Source organism: Butyricicoccus pullicaecorum (assembly GCF_002160355.1).
In the GTDB taxonomy this organism is placed as follows: Bacteria; Bacillota; Clostridia; order Oscillospirales; family Butyricicoccaceae; genus Butyricicoccus; species Butyricicoccus pullicaecorum.
In genome coordinates, this window is the sequence record NZ_NFKK01000003.1 from 152,154 (window position 1) to 168,122 (window position 15,969).

A 15,969-nucleotide genomic window follows, 5' to 3' on the forward strand; every position below is an offset into this window, starting at 1 on the left:
TTACACACCGCGCCTTACATGGTATAATGATGTATGATCAGAACCATAAGAGAGGATATTCCCATGGAACCAACAAAATTTGACATAAAATTCGCATCCGTGCGCAAAGCTGTCATTGAGCAGGTATTTTCCCGCATGAATGACCGCCAGCGAGAAGCAGTCTTTCAGACTGAAGGGCCTCTACTGGTATTGGCTGGCGCCGGCAGCGGCAAGACCACGGTGCTCATTCATCGCATTATCAATATCCTGCGTTTTGGACACGGTTACGATAGTCCCTATGCAACGCCAGGCGCTACGATGGAGGATCTCGCATTCTTAGCCGACTACATGGCCAATCCCACACCGGAAAACCAGGCCCGTGCGATGGAACTCTGTGCAGTTTCTCCGGCAAAGCCTTGGGAAGTCGTTGCTATTACATTCACAAACAAGGCCGCTCGCGAGCTGCAAGATCGCTTAACCCGTGCAGTCGGCGAGGCAGATGCATCCGCGATCTGGGCCTACACGTTCCACACTTGCTGTCTTCGTATTCTGCGCCGTGACATCGAGCGTCTGGGATACAACCGCACCTTTACCATCTATGATGAAGATGATAAAAAACGTGTCATCACCGATTTGATCCGCCGGTTAAAGCTGGATGAGAAAATCTTTGATGCACGCAAGGTCATGGGCGAAATCAGCCGCGCCAAGGACAATCTCATCACACCGCGTACCTTTGCACTCGAGCAGCGCAGCGAATTTTACATGGGGCGTATTGCTGATCTGTATACCCTGTATGAAAAGGAAATGCGCGAAAATAACGCACTGGACTTCGATGACATCATCATGAAAACGGTGCAGCTGCTCCAGGATAATCCAGATATTCTGGAACACTATCAGCGCAAATTCCGTTACGTCTTAGTTGACGAGTATCAGGACACCAACCACGCACAGTATGTTTTAACTTCGCTGCTTGCAGGCGGTTATCAAAACATCTGTGTCGTAGGCGATGATGACCAGTCTATTTACAAGTTCCGCGGTGCGACCATTACCAATATTCTGGAATTTGAGAAGCAGTTCAAAAATGCCCGCACCATCCGTTTGGAGCAGAATTATCGCTCCACCAATACCATTCTGGATGCGGCAAATGGACTGATTCGCAACAATGTCAACCGAAAAGGCAAGGAGCTCTGGACCAAGCAGGAAGGCGGCAGCAAAATTAAACTGCATCGCTCGGATACACAGGAAAGCGAAGCACAGTACATCGCAGCACGCATTCTGGAAGGCGTTGCAAAGGGCTGCAAGTGGAGCGATTTTGCCATTCTGTACCGCAACAACGTCCTTTCCAATGCGGTAGAGTCGGCATTCCGCCGCAACTCCATTCCGTACCGCATTTACAAGGGTCGCGACTTCTTCAGCCGTGCGGAAATTCGCGATATGTTCGCATACTTGTGGGTGATTGAAAACCCGTCTGATACCCTGCGCCTCAAGCGCATCATCAACGTTCCGGCACGAAAGATCGGTGCTCGATCGGTTGAAATTGCCGAGGAACTCGCAGCACAGCACAACACCATGCTTTACGACATCGTAAGCCATGCAGATGCATACAGTGAACTTGGCCGCGGTGCAGCTGCGATGAAGCGATTTGGTGACATGATGCAGGAACTGCGCGACATGCAGCAGACTGCATCGCTGTCCGAATTGTACGATGCAATGCTTGATCTGTCCGGATATCAAGAGGCGTTGGAGAACAAGAACGATATGGAATCCCGCTCGCGCCTGGAAAACATTATGGAATTAAAGTCCAACATCGTAGAATACGAGAACAAGGCCGAAGATCCTTCTCTTGCAGGATTTCTGGAAGAAATGGCACTGTATACCGATGCCGACCAGGACGAAGAAGAGGATGATACCGTTCTGATGATGACCATGCATTCGGCCAAAGGTCTGGAATTCCCAACCGTTTTTCTGTGCGGTATGGAGGACGGCTTGTTCCCGAGCTTCCGCGCAGACGAAAGCGACGAAGATCTGGAAGAAGAGCGTCGACTGTGCTACGTGGCAATCACACGCGCCAAGCAGCAGCTGTACCTAACCTGTGCAGAGCGCCGACTGATGTACGGCCAAACCAGATATGCACGTCCGTCCCGCTTCTTGCAGGAAATTCCCGCAGAGTTGCTGGATTCCAACTTGACCGAACGTGCACGTCAGGCTGAAGCGGAACAAGCGCAGAAAAAAGCATATCGCCCGCGCTCTACGGTCAATCAATCCTATCGTTCGGCTTCTGCTTTGCAGTCGTCCATGACCGCTTCGTCTGTTCCTACCTTTGCATGTGGTGATCGCGTGATGCACAAGGCATTCGGCGAGGGTATGATTACTTCGGTCAAGCCCATGGGCGGTGATCAACTGCTCGAAATCGCTTTTACATCCAAGGGTACCAAGCGGTTGATGGCTAAGTCTGCTTCGCAGTTTATGCATAAGATCTAAACACAAAAGACCTTCAATCCCATTTTGGCATTTGAAGGTCTTTTTCTTATGGATATTTATAACAATACCGATATGCTGTGCACGATAAAACACAAGGTGACACCAAACAGAGTCGGTAAAATCATACCAATCAGCATCCATTTTGTGCTTCCAGTTTCCTTCCGAATGGTCAAGCAGGTTGTAGAACACGGCCAATGGAAAAGAGAAAACAGGATAAAACATACCGCAGTCACCGATGTCCAACCGTTTTGAGCCAACAAGGCGGCCAAATCGGATAACTGGTTGATCTCAACTAAAGTTCCAGAAGAGAGATACCCCATGAGAACAAGCGGAATCACAATTTCATTTGCCGGAAAGCCCAAGATAAAGGCCAATAAGATCATGCCATCTAGGCCAATCCATCGTGCAAACGGGTCTAACGCACCTGCAAAAATGGTCAGTAGTGTATCCGAACCCACTTGTATATTTCCAATGCACCAGATCAGCAATCCCGCAGGGGCTGCAACGCACACAGCACGTAGCAGAACAAACATGGTGCGATCTCGCAATGATCGTACAATAATCTTTCCAACCTGCGGTCTGCGATATGGCGGAAGCTCTAGAAAAAAGGCCGAAGGCATGCCCTTTAAAATGGTTTTGGATAAAAGCCACGAAGCGACCAGTGTCATAAAAACACCCACTATTACCACACAGGTCAAGCTGATCGCAGCGAGTAGAAATGTTTTTGCGTTGGACTGGGTCGTTCCGACAATAAACAGGGTAATCAGGCTGATAATCGCCGGAAAACGTCCATTACAGGGCACCATCGTATTGGTCAAAATGGCAATCATTCGGTCACGCTCGGAATCTATAATGCGGCATCCCACCACACCAGCTGCATTACATCCCAGTCCCATACAGAGCGTCAACACTTGCTTTCCACATGTACGCGCTTTGCAAAATACATGATCCAGATTAAACGCAATACGTGGCAAATATCCGATGTCTTCCAAGCAAGTAAAGAGGGGAAAGAAGATCGCCATTGGCGGCAGCATGACTGACACAACGGATGCTAATACATTCCATCCACCATCAATCAACATGGCGCGCAGCCACTCGGGCGCGCCCAGCCATGTAATCAAGTCATTGAGCGGCTGTGCGCATGCAAACAGAAGGTAAGACAGCCATTCCGATGGTACATTTGCACCGGTAATGGTCAAAAAGAACACAAGCGCAATGAGCGCAAGCATAATCGGAATGCCATAACGACGGCTTGTCAGAATCGCATCAATTCTACGGTCTCGGTCAGGTATTCTCGCATCCACCGTAACGGTTTCTGCTGCAATCTGCTCGGCTGCATGAACAAAGGATGACAGGGGAGGGAACTCCGTAACGTTTTTCTGATCTGTGGTCTTTATGCTGTTGTTCTCAACCAGTGTTTCTACGGTCTCCATCAGGTGATCCAAGCCTTTACCCGTAGCTGCGGTACATGGTACCACCGGAATTCCCAACCGTTTTTCAAGCGCAGGAACATCAATAGAAATGCTCTTTTTTCGTGCCTCATCCATTAAATTAAGGCATAACACTGCTCTTTGAGTCATAGATAAAATTTGCAGCGCAAAAATCAGATTGCGTTCCAGACACGTTGCGTCCACGACGATGATAATGCAATCTGCTGTGTTCGACTGCAAAAATTCGCGAGCAGAATCTTCTTCCGCCGCATGTGAATGCAGTGCGTATGTTCCCGGCAGATCGACCAAACAGAACGTCTTTCCATTCCATCGTACAATGCCATTGGCACAGGTAATGGTCTTGCCCGTCCAGTTCCCGGTATGTTGGTGCAAATGGGTCAAGGCGTTAAAAACCGTACTTTTTCCCACATTCGGATTGCCTGCGAGCGCTATTTTCCCCGCGAAGATGCGCTCCGCCATCTAGCACACCTCTATTCCCATGCAGTCCGCACGCCGCAGGGCGATGACCGTTCTTCTTATCTCATAGGCAACCGGATCACCGAGAGGCCCCGCACCCAGACATTTTACCGCGGTTCCTTCCAAAATCCCCAAAGCTGTCAAACGCTCAGCCAGTGCTTCCGGCACCTCGATTCGGCCAATGACAGCTTGCTGCCCGGCTGTCATCTGTGACAAACTGCTTTTGCAACATGCCATAAGTTCATCCATCCTTTCGCTGGTTATTACGTTTTCTATCTACGCCAGCGTATGCAGCAAACCAAACTTCGGTGCAAAAAGGGGAGCGTCTCCCAGTGGAAACGCTCCCCATAAATGTTTAATCTTATTTTATTCTGCCAGTGCAGCACGCAGAGCATCTACCTTATCGGTATCCTCCCAGCGAACGCCCAGATCTTCACGACCCATGTGGCCGTAAGCTGCCAGCTTACGATAGATCGGGCGGCGCAGCTCCAGATCCTTAATGATTGCAGCCGGACGCAGGTCGAATACCTTCTCGATTGCAGCTTCCAGCTTTGCCTCGTCTACCTTACCGGTGCCAAAGGTGTCGACCATGATCGATACCGGCTCTGCAACGCCGATCGCGTATGCCAGCTGAACCTCGCAGCGGCTAGCAAAACCTGCTGCAACAACATTCTTCGCAACATAACGTGCTGCGTATGCTGCCGAACGGTCAACCTTAGTCGGGTCCTTACCGGAGAATGCACCGCCGCCATGACGGCCGATGCCGCCGTAGGTATCAACGATGATCTTACGGCCGGTCAGACCGGAGTCACCCTGCGGTCCGCCAATTACAAAACGACCGGTCGGGTTTACGTAAATCTTGGTCTTGTCGTCGAGCAGCTCTGCCGGAACGGTTGCACGGATAACCTGCTCGGTGATGTCTGCACGAATCTGCTCGAGGGAAACCTCAGGTGCGTGCTGCGAAGAAACAACAATTGCCTCTACGCGAGCAGGACGGTTGTTCTCATCGTACTCGATGGTGACCTGGGTCTTACCGTCCGGACGGAGGTAGGGCAGGGTACCGTTCTTGCGCACTTCGGTCAGGCGCTTTGCCATCTTGTGTGCCAGCGAGATGGGAAGGGGCATCAGCTCCGGAGTCTCATCGCAAGCATAACCGAACATCATGCCCTGATCGCCTGCGCCATTTTCCAGTGCTGCGTCTGCATCGCCTTCCTTGCGCTCGAGAGAGTTGTCAACGCCCAGTGCGATGTCCGCAGACTGCTCGTCGATAGAAGTCACAACTGCGCAGGTGTTTGCGTCAAAACCATACTTTGCACGGGTATAACCGATATCCTCGATGACCGAACGTGCGATCTTCGGAATATCGACGTAGCAGTTGGTGGTGATCTCACCCATAACCGAAACAATACCGGTGGTCACAGTGGTCTCACAAGCAACACGTGCGCTGGGGTCCTGTGCATAGATCGCGTCCAGAACAGCATCCGAAATCTGGTCACAGATTTTATCCGGATGGCCTTCAGTAACAGACTCAGAGGTAAACAGATGTCTTGCCATAATGTTAAAAATTCCTTTCTTCCAGTCGCGCATACCTCAGAGCAAAAGAAAAGCTCCCGACAGGCGGGAGCACATTCGCTGATCGAAGCCTCATCTTTACGATACTACCGCCGGATTTGGCACCTTACAAGTCCTTGCAGGTTGCCGGGTTTCATAGGGCCGATCCCTCCACCACTCTTGATAAGGTATGCTATTTTTTAAAGTGGCTATATTATACCGGCTGTGTCGTCTTTTGTCAAGTAGCGACATGTCCATATTTTTTTCAGAAAATAGTCCGATTCTTGTTCTTGATACAGCTGGTTATAATCTTTTGCGCATTTTCGTGTAAAAATCTTGTAAAATCGAGAAGGTTAGTGCTGGAAAATTCGCGCAGCGTGTGTTATATTAAATATGTATATCAGCCTGTCAAACGTTAAGCCTTTGATCCTATGGTATCATGGAATCGATCTCATAGCGTTATGACAGGACTTTTTTCTGTTTGCTTCGTCAAAATTCATCCTATTTTGATCGATTGATTATGGCAAACATTCAAATTGACTTTGAAAATTGAAAGTTGTACCATGAGTATATTCTCTTGCATACCCGTATTTCATTTGGGCAAGTGCAAAAAGTATGACTGAATCTTTCCAATTGGTCAATAGAGCGAACGGGGAGCGATTTATGAACACCACTACTTATCTCGGAATCGATATCGGTTCCACAACGGTCAAACTGGTCGCGGTGCGCGCCGGTCAGATCATCTATAAACGATACGAGCGTCACTTCTCCAAAGTACGCGAAAAAGCATGCGAAATGCTGCGTGCAGCCCAGGAAATCATTGGCCAGGATACGCTGCATGTCGCAATCACCGGTTCTGCCGGTCTGGGCATGGCCAAGGCCAGCGGCGTGGATTTCGTACAGGAAGTCTTCGCGACGCGCAAGGCTGTTGGCGTACATGTGCCGCAAGCCGATGTTGTCATCGAGCTTGGCGGTGAGGACGCTAAAATTATTTTCTTATCCGGTCAGCTGGAAGAGCGTATGAACGGTTCCTGCGCCGGTGGCACCGGTGCGTTCATCGATCAGATGGCTGTACTGCTCGATGTCACACCGACCGAACTCGACGAACTTAGTCTGCATGCAGAGCGCATTTACACCATCGCTTCGCGCTGCGGCGTTTTCGCAAAGTCCGATATTCAGCCTCTGCTCAATGAGGGTGCTCGCAAGGAAGACGTTGCCGCTTCCATTTTCCAGGCGGTTGTCAACCAGACTTTGGGTGGTCTGGCACAGGGACGCCAGGTCGCTGGTGACATTCTTTTCCTTGGCGGCCCGCTGTTTTTCTTTAAGGGTCTTCAGAATCGCTTCCGCGAGACGCTGAAGCTGGACGATGAGCATGCTCATTTCCCGGATCTTGCACCCTATGCTATCGCAGCCGGTGCTGCGGAGTACGCAAAGGATACGCAAGCATCTTACACCTATACCGATCTGCTGCAAACGCTGGAGCAGGCTGCCGGTGTACCCGCGGTCAGCAACTATCTGCCGCCGCTCTTTACATCACAGGAAGAGTACCGCGAGTTCTCTGCACGTCACAGCAAGCACGACGTCATGACCAAGAACGTTACCATGTACGAGGGTAACGCTTATCTGGGTATTGACTGCGGCTCGACGACCACGAAACTCGTCTTAATCAGCGAAGACAATCAGATTCTGTATCACCACTATTCTCCCAACAAGGGCAATCCGGTTGATGTCATCGAGCAGCAGCTGAACAAGCTGTATGAGCTTTGCGGCGACCGTGTCCATATTCTGTCCTCGGCTGTCACCGGCTATGGTGAAGCGCTGATTCAGAACGCGTTCGGTGTAGATCATGGTCTGGTCGAGACCGTTGCACACTTCCGTGCCGCACGTCATTTCTGTCCCGAAGTTGACTTTATCATCGATATCGGTGGTCAGGATATCAAATGCTTTAAGATTCGCAATAACTGTATTGATAACATTTTCCTCAACGAGGCATGTTCCTCGGGCTGCGGTTCCTTCATCGAGACATTTGCACGCTCTATGGGCTATTCCATTGAGGAGTTCTGCAAGCTCGGTCTGTTCTCTGAGCATCCCATCGATCTTGGCTCCCGCTGCACCGTCTTTATGAACTCTTCGGTCAAGCAGGCGCAGAAAGATGGCGCTTCGATCGATATGATCTCGTCCGGTCTGTCGGTTTCTGTCGTTAAGAACGCACTTTACAAGGTTATTCGTGCGCATTCTCCGGACGATCTGGGCAAGCACATCGTTGTACAGGGCGGTACCTTCCTCAACGATGCGATTCTGCGCTCGTTTGAGCAGGAAATCGGCCGTGAAGTCACTCGCCCTGCAATTTCCGGTCTGATGGGTGCTTACGGTGCTGCACTTCACGCAAAGGATAACTGCCCCGAGCAGACCTCTTTGATTCTGCCCGAAGAGCTGAGCCACTTCTCGCACACCGTCAGCAACGTTCGCTGCGGTCTGTGCACCAACCATTGCAGCCTGACTGTCAACAGTTTCCCGGGTGGCCGTCGCTTTATCTCCGGCAACCGCTGTGAGCGCCCGCTCGGCAAAAACAAGGCTATGGATTTGCCCGATCTTTACAAGTGGAAGTATGAATATCTGCGCAATCTGCCGACCAAAACCGGTGGCGAAAAGATCGGTATTCCGTTCGGTTTGAACTTCTACGAACTGCTTCCGTTCTGGAATGCATTCTTAGGCGAATTGGGATTTGAAGTCGTTGTCAGCGACCCGTCCTCTCGCGAGATGTACATGCAGGGTCAGCACTCCATTCCTTCCGATACCGTCTGCTATCCGGCAAAGCTCGTACACGGTCACATTGAAAACCTGATTGAAAAAGGTGTTCATTCTATTTTCTATCCGTGTATGACCTACAATTTGGACGAGGGCCGTGCTTCGAACTGCTATAACTGCCCGGTTGTTGCATACTATCCCGAGCTGCTCGAAGCAAATGTCACAGGGCTGCAATCTCTCGATTTTATGATGCCGTACTTTGAGCTGGTAGATCCCAAGCGTTTCCAGACGCAGGCGATCAAGTTCTTCTGCAAGAAGTATCCGCGTCTGAAGAAAAAGGACATTGTACGCGCTTCCGATGCGGCTTACCGTGCACTGGATGCTTATTATGCAGCCGTTCGCGAGCAAGGCCGTCAGGCAATCGCATACGCGGACGAGAATGGTCTGGAGCTGGCTGTCATTGTCGGTCGTCCGTACCACATCGATCCTGAGATCAACCACGGTCTCAACCAGATGATCGCATCTTACGGCATGGTCATCGTTTCGGAAGATGCCGTGTGGAATCTGGCTGAAGAGCCTGAAGTGCACGTTCTCAACCAGTGGACGTACCACTCTCGTATGTATTCCGCTGCAAACTATGTCGTGCACAAGCCGAATGCACAGCTCATTCAGCTGGTTTCCTTCGGATGCGGTATTGACGCGATCACGACCGACGAAATTCGCTCGATCGTAGAATCCGGCGGCAAGATTTACACCCAGCTCAAAATTGACGAGATCAACAACCTTGGCGCTGCCAAGATCCGTATTCGCAGTATGCTGGCCGCCATTGAGGAGGGCAAAAAACTTGCAAAACAACAATAATTACGTTCATGTACCGTTTACGGTAGAAATGAAAAAAGATTATACGATCTTAGTGCCCAACATGCTGCCCATTCAGCTCGGTCTGATCTGCCAGCTGATGCGCAATTATGGATTCAACATGGAACTGTTGGACACCGAAGGCCCCGGCATTGTCGATCAGGGACTGAAAAACGTCCACAACGATACCTGTTATCCCGCTCTGCTGGTCATCGGCCAGCTGATGGATGCCATCGAGAGCGGAAAGTACGACACGCACAAGATCGCTCTGATTCTGCCGCAGACCGGCGGCGGCTGCCGTGCCTCCAACTATATCCATCTGATGCGTAAGGCACTGGTCAACAACGGTTACTCTTACATTCCGGTTATTTCACTGAACTTCTCCGGTCTGGAAGACAATCCCGGATTCAAGCTGACCCCGCAGATGCTGCTTCAGGTTGCTTACGGTGTATTGGTCGGCGATCTGATTATGCAGATTTATAATCAGTGCCGCCCCTATGAGGTTGTTCCCGGAAGTTCCCAGAAAGCGGTCGAACTGTGCATGAAGACCATCACCGAGCGCTTCACCGGAAATCGTTTCATCCATTACAGTGAAGTACGTCGACTGTACCGCTTTGTTCTGGAAGTGTTCGGCAAGGTCAAGCTCGACCACTCCAAACCCAAAAAGAAGGTTGGTGTTGTCGGTGAGATTTACGTTAAGTTCTCGCCGCTGGGCAACAACCATCTGGAAGACTTTCTGGTTGCAGAAAACTGCGAGCCCGTTCTGCCCGGTCTGATGGACTTCTGCCTGTACAGCATTTACAACGGTGTCATTGACCACGAACTGTATGGCCGTTCCTCCAAGGTCGCTATGCGCAACCAGATGCTGTATCACTTTGTGTTGGGTAAGCAGAAGGACATGATTCGTCTGATTGAACAGCACGGAAAGTTCCGTGCACCCGCAAAGTTTGATGAGGTGCGCAAGCTGTCTCAGCAAATTATCGGTCAGGGCGTCAAGATGGGTGAGGGCTGGCTGCTTCCCGCTGAGATGGTCGAACTCATCACCGAGGGCGTCAACAACATCGTCTGCACGCAGCCCTTTGGCTGTTTGCCGAACCACATTGCCGGCAAGGGTATGATTCGTAAAATTCGTGAGCATTACCCGCAGGCAAACATTGTTGCCGTCGACTACGACCCCAGTGCATCCAAAATCAATCAGGAAAACCGTATTAAGCTCATGCTGTCTTCGGCAGAAAGCTGATCGTTTGCTGCAAAGAGTCGCCTTATGGCGGCTCTTTTTTTCATTGACTTTATAGAGCAAACAAGGTATGCTGAATGTGACAAAAGGTTATTGAAAGGGGAGGAGTACCCGATTGATTACATGTATGACATCGGCCGAGCTGTTAAGCTGTGCGCTGCTGCTCGGTCGCCGTCTGCTGGAATGCGGTGCAGAAATTTATCGCGTAGAAGAATCCATTGAGCGCATGTGTCTGTCTTACGGCGCACAGAGTGCCGATGTGTACGCGGTTCCCACGGCGATCATCGCCACCATTCGTATCGACGAAGAAGAGATTCTCACACAGACCAGCCGAATCAAACAGCGCGGAACCGATCTGGACAAAGTAGCCGCGCTTAACGGACTTTGCCGTGCGGTGTGCACCTGCCCGGCTTCTTACGGTCAATTTCAAAAAGACCTGCAGCAGATTGAGGCGCGTCCGCAATACTCCAAACAGGTTCAGTATTTTGCCTGCGGTGGTGTCGCTGCTTTTTTCACGCTGCTCTTCGGCGGCAGCTTCACCGAAGGACTTCTAGCATTCATAATTGGCTTTTTGCTTCAAACCCTCGTCTCATACACCGAACGACTGTATATGCACGCACTGTTTACCAACCTGCTCGGTGGTGTATGGATTAGTTTGGCTGCACTGTTAGGCGTTGCCGTAGGGTTCGGACACAACTACGATGTTGTAATCATCGGTTCTATCATGCCTCTGGTTCCCGGTTTATTGATGACTAACTCCATTCGCGACATGATTGCCGGTGACTTCATGGCTGGAATCAGCCGCTTTTCCGAAGCGCTCCTGATTGCAGCCGGTATCGCAGCCGGTGCGGCCATACCGCTTGGAATGCGCACGCTGCTTCTGGGGGTGTTTTGACCGATGGGTGCAATTCTCTATCAAACAGCTGCAAGCTTTTTTGCCAGTCTCTGTTTTGCCGTGTTATTTCAAGTCCGCGGACGCAACTTAGTTTGTGCGGCAGCATCTGGCGGAGTCTGTTGGCTGGTTTACGCAGTATCCGGTGCCGGGTTAGGCGAACTCCCAGCATATTTTCTGGCTGCCGTGGCCACCACGATCTATGCGGAATTTTTCGCGCGTGTCTTGCGTACACCGGCCATCGTCTATCTGGCTGCCGGTGTAATTCCTCTGGTTCCGGGCGGCGGCATCTACCGCACGATGCTCTTTTGCATCCGTGGTGCACCGGAGGAAGCTTTAAGTGCCTGCATCAACACCATCGGTATCGCTGGTGCTATGGCAATGGGCATCGTCATCGTATCCTCGTTTGTTCGTATGCTGTCCCATCAGCAAATTATAAAATTTCAAGGAGGAAGCTCTCATGCAATTTCTCGAAAATGAATTTCTGCGCGTTTCCATCAACGAATTTGGCGCAGAACTGACTTCTATTGTACGCAAATCCGACCAATCGGAATATGTCTGGAATGCAGATCCTGTATTCTGGGGCAAGCATGCACCGCTGTTGTTCCCGATCATCGGCCGACTCAAAGATCAGGAATATACGCTGGATGGAACCACTTACGAAATCACCCGACATGGCTTTGCGCGAGACAAGGAATTTACCGTTGTACAGGCATCCGATACCTGCGTAGAACTTTCGCTCAGTGCGGATGCGTACACCAAGGCAATGTATCCCTACGACTTTACCTTCACCATTCGCTATTCGCTCGATGGCAAGACGCTCAAAAAGGAACACATCGTACAAAACGACAGCAATCATACCATGTATTACGAAGTTGGCGGACATGATGCATACATGCTATCCTTTGATGACGCGGCGCTGTCCGACTACTATCTTGAGTTTGAAGGCATTGATGCGCTGGATGTCATCGATTGTGATGCTGATGTCATGCTGATGCAGTCGCATCACGCTGTACCGCTTAAGGATGGCCGACTGTATCTGTCGCGTGAGACATTCTCCAAGGATAACACCCTGATGCTCGATCGTCTCCCGGTACATCGCTGCACTTTGGGATGCCTGAGCCATTCCCGAAAGGTAATTATGGAATTCCCCGAAATCGATTACTTCGCCGTCTGGAGTCCCTATAAGCCCGACTGTGATGTTCCGTTCATCTGTCTGGAGCCTTGGAGCACGCTGCCGGATTGTGCTTATCTGGGCAAGGAGCTGGAAAAGAAAGTCGGTATTCGTACCGTAGCTGCCGGACGCTCTGAAACACTGTCTTTCCGCGTTACAATCGAATAAACAGTTTCTCCTCTCTGATCTCTCTTCAGAGAGGAGTTTCTTTTTATGATCTTGCTTGACAAATACAGACGGACTCGGTATACTAATCCTGTAAATACCCACCCCCACAGGGAGGGGGTGTAATTGGAGGGAGTGTTATGAAACAACAATTCAATGTGACGGGCATGAGCTGTGCTGCATGCTCTGCACATGTCGAAAAAGCCGTGCGCGCGCTGCCCGGTTTACAGGACGTTCAAGTCAATCTGCTTGCCGGCAGCATGACAGCCGAATATACCGAAGGCCAACTGTCCGATCAGGAGATTATCCAAGCGGTTATTGATGCCGGATACGGTGCATCGGTCAAAGGAAAAGCTGCTGCACAGCAGGCGAGTGCTGCTGATAACGGACAGCAGGAATTAAAGTCCATGCAGCAGCGCATTATCACATCGTTTGTGTTCTTGATCGTGCTCATGTATATCTCGATGGGCAGTATGGTGGGACTTCCGATACCGTCTTTCTTATCCGGTGCAGAAAACGCAGTCAACTTTGCACTGACTCAGTTTTTACTGACCATACCCATTGTCATCGTCAACAAGAAATATTATATCAACGGTTTCAAGACTCTTTGGCACCGTGCTCCGACCATGGATGCACTGATCGCTGTCGGTTCCAGTGCTGCACTGATTTATGGTGTCTTTGTACTCTATCAGCTTAGCTGGGGACTGGGTCATCAGGATATGCCGCGTGTGCATCAGTACATGCATGATCTGTATTTTGAATCGGCTGCCATGATTCTGACTCTTGTGACCCTCGGAAAATACTTCGAGACACGTGCAAAGAAGAAGACCGGTGAAGCCATCTCCAAACTGATGGATCTGCGCCCCAAAACCGCCGTCATTTTGCGAGACGGTACCGAAGTGACTGTCCCCATCGAGGAAGTTCAAGTCGGTGATCTCGTCGTTGTACGTCCCGGTCAGAACATTCCGGTGGATGGCATCATCACAGAAGGGCAGGCCGCTCTCGATGAAGCGGCACTCACCGGCGAAAGCATCCCGGTTGAAAAAAGTGTTGGAGACACCGTGATCGCTGCGACCATCAATAAAAACGGATTCATCACCTTCCGCGCATCGCGTGTCGGCGACCAGACGACTCTATCTCAGATCATTCGTCTGGTCGAAGAAGCCAGTGCGTCTAAGGCTCCGATTGCCAAACTGGCCGACCGTGTTGCCGGTGTCTTTGTCCCCATTGTTCTAGGTATTGCGCTTATCACGCTGATTGTCTGGCTGCTCGTCGGACAGACCTTCACCTTCGCGCTGTCCTGTGCAATTGCAGTCCTGGTTATCTCCTGTCCCTGTGCATTGGGACTCGCGACACCCGTTGCAATCATGGTTGGAACCGGTGTCGGTGCAGAGAACGGTGTTCTGTTCCAGTCGGCAGAGGCACTTGAACTGCTGCACAAGGTCGACGCGGTTGTGCTCGACAAGACCGGAACGGTCACAGAGGGTCATCCCGTGGTGACCGATCTCAAGGCATTCGGCGTAAGCGAAAAAGAACTGCTGGAGATTGCATACACGCTGGAGCAGCCCTCTGAACACCCCTTAGCCGAGGCAATTGTTACCTATGCACAGGAAAAGCAGACTCGCAGCTTATCCATCTCCGGCTTTGAAGCCCAGACTGGCAAGGGCATCACGGCTCTGATTGACGGGCATGCTTGCATTGCAGGCAAGGCTGCTATGCTGGAAGCCCAGGGTATTTCAACCTCACAAAGTGCGAACTATGGAGATGAGTTAGCGCAGCAAGGCAAGACTCCGCTCTATTTTGCGCGAGACGGTATCCTCATCGGCGTGATTGGCGTTGCCGATGTCGTCAAGCCATCCAGCAAGCAGGCGATTGACCAGTTTAAGCATTTGGGCATTGATGTCACGCTCTTAACCGGCGATCATCGCATCACTGCGCAGGCAATCTGCAATCAGCTGGGTATTCCGCATGTCATTGCCGAAGTATTGCCGCAGGATAAGGAACGAGAGGTGCGCCGCCTGCAATCAGAGGGCAAAACAGTTGCAATGGTCGGTGACGGTATCAACGACGCACCCGCGCTGGCACGTGCCGACGTCGGCATCGCAATCGGCGCCGGTACCGATGTTGCCATTTCCTCTGCCGATGTTGTTCTGATGAAATCCGACCTGATGGATGCTGTCAATGCAATTCGGCTGTCTCGTTCGGTCATCCGCAACATCAAGGAAAACCTCTTCTGGGCATTCATTTATAACTGCATTGGCATTCCGCTTGCAGCCGGTGTATTCTGGATTCCGTTTGCACTCAAACTCAGCCCGATGTTCGGCGCGGCAGCTATGAGTCTTTCCTCGGTCTGCGTAGTATCCAATGCACTGCGTCTGAAGTTCTTCCGCCCGCTTCACGCAGAAATCAATCCGCAAACACCTGCCGTTTCTATGGCAGAAACAACTGATACAAGAAAGGATGAATCCACAATGGAAAAAACGATTGTAATTGAAGGCATGATGTGCCCCCACTGCTCCGGTCATGTACACGACGCACTGTGCAAGCTGCCCGGTGTCCGGTCTGCTGAAGTCAGCCACGAGACCGGCAAGGCGATTTGTACGCTGTCGGAGGATGTTGCAAACGAGGTCCTGACCCAGGCGGTTACCGACGCCGGCTACAAGGTTGTGGGGATCGAGTAATGCGTGCAGATCGTAAAAAAGTAGAGCCGCTGGTCAAAACTGCACGCGGACAGATTGAAGCGGTCCTTAAAATGATCGACGAAGACCGCTACTGCATTGACATCATCAATCAGCTCTCTGCCACCGAAGCCCTGCTGCGTAAGGCGCGCAAAGAGGTACTCAAAGGTCACCTCAATGGCTGTGTGCGAGATGCGGTATCCTGCGAAGATTCCAAAGAGCGGGACGCAAAACTGGATGAAATCATCGCACTTCTGGACAAATAACAATAGAAAAAACGGTATCCCACTTGGGATACC

At 51.0% G+C, this 15,969-nt stretch carries 11 protein-coding genes and 1 riboswitch; of the genes, 8 read left to right on the forward strand and 3 right to left on the reverse strand.

Annotated features, from left to right (window positions below):
* Positions 1-63 precede the first annotated feature (63 nt).
* On the forward strand, positions 64-2,460 hold the full coding sequence (locus tag B5F17_RS03920; protein WP_087371039.1) for an ATP-dependent helicase: 2,397 nt from the start codon (positions 64-66) through the stop codon (positions 2,458-2,460).
* Positions 2,461-2,516: 56 nt separating this feature from the next.
* Here the strand turns inward: B5F17_RS03920 and feoB are convergent, their stop codons facing one another.
* The 3 genes from feoB to metK form a co-directional block, all read right to left on the reverse strand.
* Positions 2,517-4,370: a ferrous iron transporter B gene (feoB, locus tag B5F17_RS03925; protein ID WP_087371042.1), complete on the reverse strand. Its 1,854-nt coding sequence runs from the start codon at positions 4,368-4,370 to the stop codon at positions 2,517-2,519.
* Entirely contained in the window at positions 4,371-4,604 is a 234-nt protein-coding gene (locus B5F17_RS03930) for a FeoA family protein (RefSeq protein WP_087371045.1), read from the reverse strand.
* A 129-nt stretch (positions 4,605-4,733) separates the two neighbouring features.
* The gene (metK, locus tag B5F17_RS03935; protein ID WP_087371048.1) at positions 4,734-5,921 is read right to left on the reverse strand and encodes a methionine adenosyltransferase; all 1,188 of its coding nucleotides are present in this window, start codon (positions 5,919-5,921) and stop codon (positions 4,734-4,736) included.
* Between the two features lie 87 nt (positions 5,922-6,008).
* Positions 6,009-6,108, reverse strand: a riboswitch (SAM riboswitch).
* A 473-nt stretch (positions 6,109-6,581) separates the two neighbouring features.
* Here metK and B5F17_RS03940 point away from each other — a divergent pair.
* From B5F17_RS03940 to B5F17_RS03970, 7 genes are all read left to right on the forward strand, one after another.
* Positions 6,582-9,527: an acyl-CoA dehydratase activase gene (locus B5F17_RS03940; protein WP_087371051.1), complete on the forward strand. Its 2,946-nt coding sequence runs from the start codon at positions 6,582-6,584 to the stop codon at positions 9,525-9,527.
* The gene (locus B5F17_RS03945) at positions 9,511-10,764 is read left to right on the forward strand and encodes a 2-hydroxyacyl-CoA dehydratase (protein ID WP_016146692.1); all 1,254 of its coding nucleotides are present in this window, start codon (positions 9,511-9,513) and stop codon (positions 10,762-10,764) included. Before B5F17_RS03940 ends, B5F17_RS03945 begins: the two co-directional genes overlap by 17 nt.
* Before the next feature lie 112 nt (positions 10,765-10,876).
* Positions 10,877-11,656: a threonine/serine exporter family protein gene (locus B5F17_RS03950; RefSeq protein ID WP_143287665.1), complete on the forward strand. Its 780-nt coding sequence runs from the start codon at positions 10,877-10,879 to the stop codon at positions 11,654-11,656.
* 3 nt (positions 11,657-11,659) lie between these two features.
* On the forward strand, positions 11,660-12,133 hold the full coding sequence (locus B5F17_RS03955; protein WP_087371057.1) for a threonine/serine exporter family protein: 474 nt from the start codon (positions 11,660-11,662) through the stop codon (positions 12,131-12,133).
* On the forward strand, positions 12,114-12,995 hold the full coding sequence (locus tag B5F17_RS03960) for an aldose 1-epimerase family protein (RefSeq protein WP_087371060.1): 882 nt from the start codon (positions 12,114-12,116) through the stop codon (positions 12,993-12,995). Before B5F17_RS03955 ends, B5F17_RS03960 begins: the two co-directional genes overlap by 20 nt.
* Before the next feature lie 137 nt (positions 12,996-13,132).
* Complete coding sequence (locus B5F17_RS03965) at positions 13,133-15,673, forward strand: heavy metal translocating P-type ATPase (RefSeq protein WP_087371062.1); 2,541 nt, start codon at positions 13,133-13,135, stop codon at positions 15,671-15,673.
* Positions 15,673-15,936, forward strand: a complete 264-nt coding sequence (locus tag B5F17_RS03970; RefSeq protein WP_016146687.1) for a metal-sensing transcriptional repressor — start codon at positions 15,673-15,675, stop codon at positions 15,934-15,936. Before B5F17_RS03965 ends, B5F17_RS03970 begins: the two co-directional genes overlap by 1 nt.
* Positions 15,937-15,969: the final 33 nt, after the last annotated feature.

Coding starts and splice junctions, on each gene's coding strand:
- B5F17_RS03940 (WP_087371051.1), top strand. CDS start 6,582: ATGAACACCACTACTTATCTCGGAATCGATATCGGTTCCACAACGGTC.
- B5F17_RS03970 (WP_016146687.1), top strand. CDS start 15,673: ATGCGTGCAGATCGTAAAAAAGTAGAGCCGCTGGTCAAAACTGCACGC.
- metK (WP_087371048.1), bottom strand. CDS start 5,921: ATGGCAAGACATCTGTTTACCTCTGAGTCTGTTACTGAAGGCCATCCG.
- B5F17_RS03960 (WP_087371060.1), top strand. CDS start 12,114: ATGCAATTTCTCGAAAATGAATTTCTGCGCGTTTCCATCAACGAATTT.
- B5F17_RS03930 (WP_087371045.1), bottom strand. CDS start 4,604: ATGGCATGTTGCAAAAGCAGTTTGTCACAGATGACAGCCGGGCAGCAA.
- feoB (WP_087371042.1), bottom strand. CDS start 4,370: ATGGCGGAGCGCATCTTCGCGGGGAAAATAGCGCTCGCAGGCAATCCG.
- B5F17_RS03955 (WP_087371057.1), top strand. CDS start 11,660: ATGGGTGCAATTCTCTATCAAACAGCTGCAAGCTTTTTTGCCAGTCTC.
- B5F17_RS03965 (WP_087371062.1), top strand. CDS start 13,133: ATGAAACAACAATTCAATGTGACGGGCATGAGCTGTGCTGCATGCTCT.
- B5F17_RS03920 (WP_087371039.1), top strand. CDS start 64: ATGGAACCAACAAAATTTGACATAAAATTCGCATCCGTGCGCAAAGCT.